The following is a 4,903-nucleotide window of genomic DNA, read 5'->3' as shown; positions in this document are numbered from 1 at the left end:
TAAGGATGAAGACTACCAGAAGAAAAGTTCCCACTGGCATAGGGATGAATGAGGTCATTATCGATCCATCATCAGTTACTATCTGCTGTCTGCGAATAATCATCAGAAGCATCCGCCATCCTTCACCGAGACCAAGATACGTCGCGGCAATCCCGGTTATCAGGATAAGGATAAATAGATCTATAAGTGATGCAGCAAGACGACGCCAGAATCGGGCTAACTCCCGTCCGTATGAATTACCCCGGATTAATTCTGTCCACCCTGAAGATGAGTATGTATCAGCCACGATAACCTATATGCGATAAATCATGCATCAACCTATCGAAAATCGGAAGCGTTGCTGGTGCGAAACAGGATTATCCATCTTCAGTTCTTCGCACCGCACCTCTGATCATTACCGACAGGATGACACAGAAACTGATGAAAATCAACAATACCGGCCAATGAAACGGTGCAGGAGATCCGGAAGCCAGCAACGCAATGATATTGAGAGGGTTACCCGGGAATGCCAGGATGAGCAGAAGAAGGATCACAGCAGCGGTAGAAAAAATAAATTGTGCCTTGGTCCGGTCACGATACCAGAGCGCAAAGACTGCTGCTACCAGAATGAGAGCAGAAGAAGCAAAGATCACCTGAAGCAGAATTTCAGGAAGAGAACCTATCCGGATCCCGTTTAGGCTGAGCAAAACAAGCCAAAGTCCTGATTCTACCGGGATAAGAATAACACAGGATGCAATCTTACCCCAGACTATCTCATGTAATGATGCCGGGGTTGTCCGCAAGGTATCCAGCGTCTGCTGCTGATATTCTTCAGTTATCAGATCAATAACAAGCCCGGCAGATATGATGGCAGGCATAAAGAGCAGAAGAGGTATGAGCAACGCATAGATAAATTCATAAAAAGTATTTGTACTCACCGGACGTGAGGCGGTAAGGGTAACCGGATGCCTGGTGATCCGATCACTTCTGACATCCCGTAAAAGATTTTCATATTTCAGAAAAATTTCCTTGAGTTTTACCTCAATTACTGCAGACTGTATATCATTTTTTATCGTATACAGAGTAAGGCTAACCGGATCCTTATCCTCTGGAAGAGTTCCAGGAGTCCAGATCACCGCTGCAAGTTTTCGTTCCTTCAATGCCCCGAGAGCTTTAGGGAGATCCATCTGATATGCCTTGAAAGAAGGATTTTCATCAAGCAGATGAGACAGGACAGTATCATTACCCACAACGCCAACTCCGTACCGAATACCCGTGACACTTCCATATGTTGCAGGATCATACATCGCTGAAAGCCCTACCATAAGGAAGGATGAGAAGAGCGCGATGAAAAGTTGGAGAAGAATGGCTAATAGAATGGTTTTCTCATTTGCCAGACCCGATAACTCTTTTTTTGTTATCACCCATGTACGATGCAGATTCACCAGATCCACCCCCTGAGCAGATACAGATTATATAGAACATGGATACCGGTTGCCAAGGCTACTCCAATTGGAAAAGCTTTAGGTCCCTTGAATAATACTGATCCACCGGTGATGCCGACCCCGACAAGATGAAGAAGAAACGGCATCCAGAGCATACCAATGTTGAGAAAGAGAGCTGCCCCGAAGACCGAGTCAGAGATCTGTGATATTGTCACAAAAAGCAGTAATTTTTCTCCCACCAAAAATCCAAGTGCTAGTAATGCCGAGGAGATCACCAGAATTCGGGGATTCAGAAAACCTGGCATAGCGGTGATAAGCGCGATAATACCTGATCCTTTTGCAAGTTCCTCGGTCATGGCTGCCAGTACCATAATCAGGATCAAAGATACAGGCATCGGGAGATTAAAGAGCAGTACCAGGTACATCATCTGTGCCATAAGCACGAAGGGAATACAGATCAGACCAATGATGAAGAGAGAAAACCACCAGTGCCGGGGCATAATCAACCCACCCAGATAGGAGGTGATCTTTTCAATCATACTCGTCTCACTGAACAATTGCTCTTCCCTGAAATTCCGAATACATATGGCAAAGAGGATCACACTGGTCAGATAGAAGAGAGACGTAGCATAGAGATAATCGGTCAGCGTATATCCAGTCCCCTGTATCACATAGACAACCAGAGTGACTGGGGAGAGCAGACTAACCACGTGGACATTCGCAAAAAGACTCGGGAAGAAAAGGTACGAAGTCGCGATGGTAGAGAAGAAAATCGAAATAAATGAGAGTTCCTTATAACTACGTGAGATCATTCCGATAAATAATGCAGAAGATAAAAAAAAGAAAATAATGGGGATGAGCGGAAGTATGGCTATAATTTCCACATGCACTACAAGGAGAATTGCTGAAGCAAGCAGTATCATCCCCATGGCATAGGGTAGCATCTTTCCCAGGACCAGGACTGAGGGCCTGATCGGAGCCGCTATAAGCGCTTCCCCCTGTCGAAGAGTCCGTTCATTCATAATACTCATCATAAAAAATTGTGATGAGAAATAGAGCGGAAAGATGAAGACAAAGATGAAGATGATGGTGTCAAACGGAAGAGGAGGGGAAAGAAGGGAGGGAACCTTGTACGGTATCTCGGTGGTGCCTTTTTTTGAAAATATTCCGGTATACCGGTTAAGTTGTTCCTGATCTTTGGTCATCTGTTCTGCAAGACTCATCCGCAATTCTTCAGAATCAGCAGGAATTGATGACACCGGAGGGGATACTTCCTCAATCGGAAGATCAGGTTCAGGTGCTTCTGAAAATGCTTTTCCAGAAATACCCAATTGTTCTCCACTTTGGGTTGCAAGAAAATTCAACTCGCTGGTTACATAATCATTCTGAATCCAGAGAGGGTATGCTGCAAAAATATCATCCTGTTGTTGATAGATACGATCAGTATACGCCTGATAATCTCGTTCAAAACTTTTCTGAGCGGCTTTGCCTTTTTCTCCAGGTGAACGCTGAATATTGCCAATCTCAATCTTCAGATCCAGTCCGGCATTTCTTGGAGTTACTCCGGAAAGTTTACTGGTATCATATACGGAAAAGCGTGTATCAGCCCCGATGACATCAAAATATGCGGGACTGTCAATCCCAATCTGATACAGGCCGTCCTGCAGATGCATACCCCGTTGTGCAGCAAATCCACTCACCAGGAGGAGGAGAATCACGAGAATCACTGAAAGCGGGAGCAGATCACGACTCATCGTGGTAAAAAACCGCCTGATCTCCCAATATGAGAGAGTAAGCATCTGATGCAGCACCTGCATAATGAGGAGAGATTGAACTGCCCGGTATATCAATCATCAGTCAGGGGATGAGCGTATCTTTTATGGTTTGCAAGGTACAGGAAGAAGAAGCATGATCGAGGCAACACATCTCTCCAAACGCTATCGGGATGTTACCGTTCTTCATGATGTATCCTTCACCTGTAATGAAGGTCAGATCCTGGGAATCATTGGACATAACGGTGCAGGGAAAACAACTCTGCTAAAGATTCTATCCGGCCTGATAACACCCGATTCAGGAACCCTTACAATCGGAGGAATAGATATACTCGCAGATCCGATGCAGATTAAGTGTCAGCTCGGGTACCTTCCAGAAGAATCCCGCCTCTATGAAACCATGCTGGTTCCCGATTACCTTCGTTTTTTTGGGGAAATTTATGGTCTTGATAAGAGGACAATCGATACAAGAGCCGCGATCCTCCTATCACAATTATCATTGAATCCTGAAGGAAAACGGATTGGGAACTTATCCAAAGGAATGAAAAGAAAAGTCGCAATCGCCCGGTCACTCATCCATGATCCAGCCATCCTCATCTATGATGAACCTGGATCAGGACTTGATCCAATGACCAGCCGGTTTATCATCGAATACCTGAAAGGACTCAGGGAAAAGGGAAAAACGATTATCCTCTCTGCCCATAATCTGAATCAGGTGGAAGAGATCTGTGATTTGGTAATGATTCTAAGGCGGGGAGATGTGGTGATAAGGGGAACCATGCCTGAACTGAGGGAACAATTCGGATCAATCAGATATGAAGTCTGGTACCTTCTCGCTGATGATACGGACATAACCATTCCTGAAGGATCAGAAAAATCAGGAAACCTCTGGATGTCAACAGTCAGATCAGTTACGGATCTTAATGTGCTCACATCACAAATTACCAGTTACGGAGGAGTTGTGGAGCGGATTGAATCAAAATATCCTTCACTCGAAGAGATTCTGATGAAAATAGGGAAGTAATGGTATCAAAACAACAAATCGTTTTTTGTTTATTCTAAAAATTGTATGTTTTTTTAATTAGATTCACTTCTTCTCATAGATCTTAAGAGCCTCTTCAACGGATGCATCCTGTACCGTTATTGCGTAGATTGCATTACACATCCGGACTGCTTCATCAAGACTTTTCTGATGAATGTTCCGGCCTGTTGCATTTCCTGCGCACCCCCCGATGTGAATCTGCTCCCAGAGTTGTTTCAGGAATACCGCGCCATCAACACTTGAACCACCGGCACATACCACCCGGGTTCTTCCGGCTGCCAATGTTGCCTCTTTCATCAATTCAACTGAAGAAGCACCCTCCTTTTTAGGTGGGTTTACTTTTACAAAGTCTGAACCCAGACATGCGGCCACTCCCGCAGCACCAGCAATAAGATGAGGATCTTTCTCGTCCTTCACTGCTTTTCCCCGGGGATATATCCAGAGAACGGTTACCATACCATTCTGGTGTGCTTCAAAGACTGCTTCTGCAGCGGCCTGGAGCATTTCAGATTCTGCTTCAGATCCAAGATAAATTGTGTACCCGATTCCAACAATCTTTAATCCGCTGCTTTTTCTGAATCGGACAACCTGTTCGATAGTAGTAAGGAGTCCTGAACATGGCTCCTGCTGGGCAGTACCCACAAGATTTGTCTTGGAGTTTAATT

General features: G+C 44.9%; 5 protein-coding genes. 1 reads left to right on the top strand and 4 read right to left on the bottom strand.

Annotation, left to right across the window (positions count from 1 at the left end):
• The 3 genes from LUQ50_RS15765 to LUQ50_RS15755 form a co-directional block, all read right to left on the bottom strand.
• Positions 1-286 (bottom strand): hypothetical protein (locus LUQ50_RS15765; RefSeq protein WP_300041378.1); only part of this gene is annotated, 286 nt, incomplete at its 3' end.
• Between the two features lie 70 nt (positions 287-356).
• Entirely contained in the window at positions 357-1,424 is a 1,068-nt protein-coding gene (locus LUQ50_RS15760) for an ABC transporter permease (RefSeq protein WP_300041376.1), read from the bottom strand.
• Positions 1,421-3,223, bottom strand: a complete 1,803-nt coding sequence (locus LUQ50_RS15755) for a PrsW family intramembrane metalloprotease (protein ID WP_300041374.1) — start codon at positions 3,221-3,223, stop codon at positions 1,421-1,423. The genes LUQ50_RS15760 and LUQ50_RS15755 overlap by 4 nt, the downstream gene beginning before the upstream one ends.
• A 109-nt stretch (positions 3,224-3,332) precedes the next feature.
• Here LUQ50_RS15755 and LUQ50_RS15750 point away from each other — a divergent pair, with 109 nt between their 5' ends.
• Positions 3,333-4,220: an ABC transporter ATP-binding protein gene (locus LUQ50_RS15750; protein ID WP_300041372.1), complete on the top strand. Its 888-nt coding sequence runs from the start codon at positions 3,333-3,335 to the stop codon at positions 4,218-4,220.
• Positions 4,221-4,283: 63 nt separating this feature from the next.
• On the opposite strand, the gene LUQ50_RS15745 is transcribed toward LUQ50_RS15750, so the two are convergent.
• Positions 4,284-4,903, bottom strand: a 620-nt coding sequence (locus LUQ50_RS15745; protein WP_300041370.1) for an aldolase, incomplete at its 5' end; no start/stop codon positions are given.

It is taken from the genome of Methanospirillum sp. (genome assembly GCF_028679455.1).
GTDB lineage: Archaea > Halobacteriota > Methanomicrobia > Methanomicrobiales > Methanospirillaceae > Methanospirillum.
This window is presented reverse-complemented; position numbering and strand designations above follow the sequence as displayed.

Excerpts from the sequence above, each read along its gene's own strand:
- LUQ50_RS15750 (WP_300041372.1), top strand. The coding sequence starts at position 3,333 with ATGATCGAGGCAACACATCTCTCCAAACGCTATCGGGATGTTACCGTT.
- LUQ50_RS15755 (WP_300041374.1), bottom strand. The coding sequence starts at position 3,223 with ATGCTTACTCTCTCATATTGGGAGATCAGGCGGTTTTTTACCACGATG.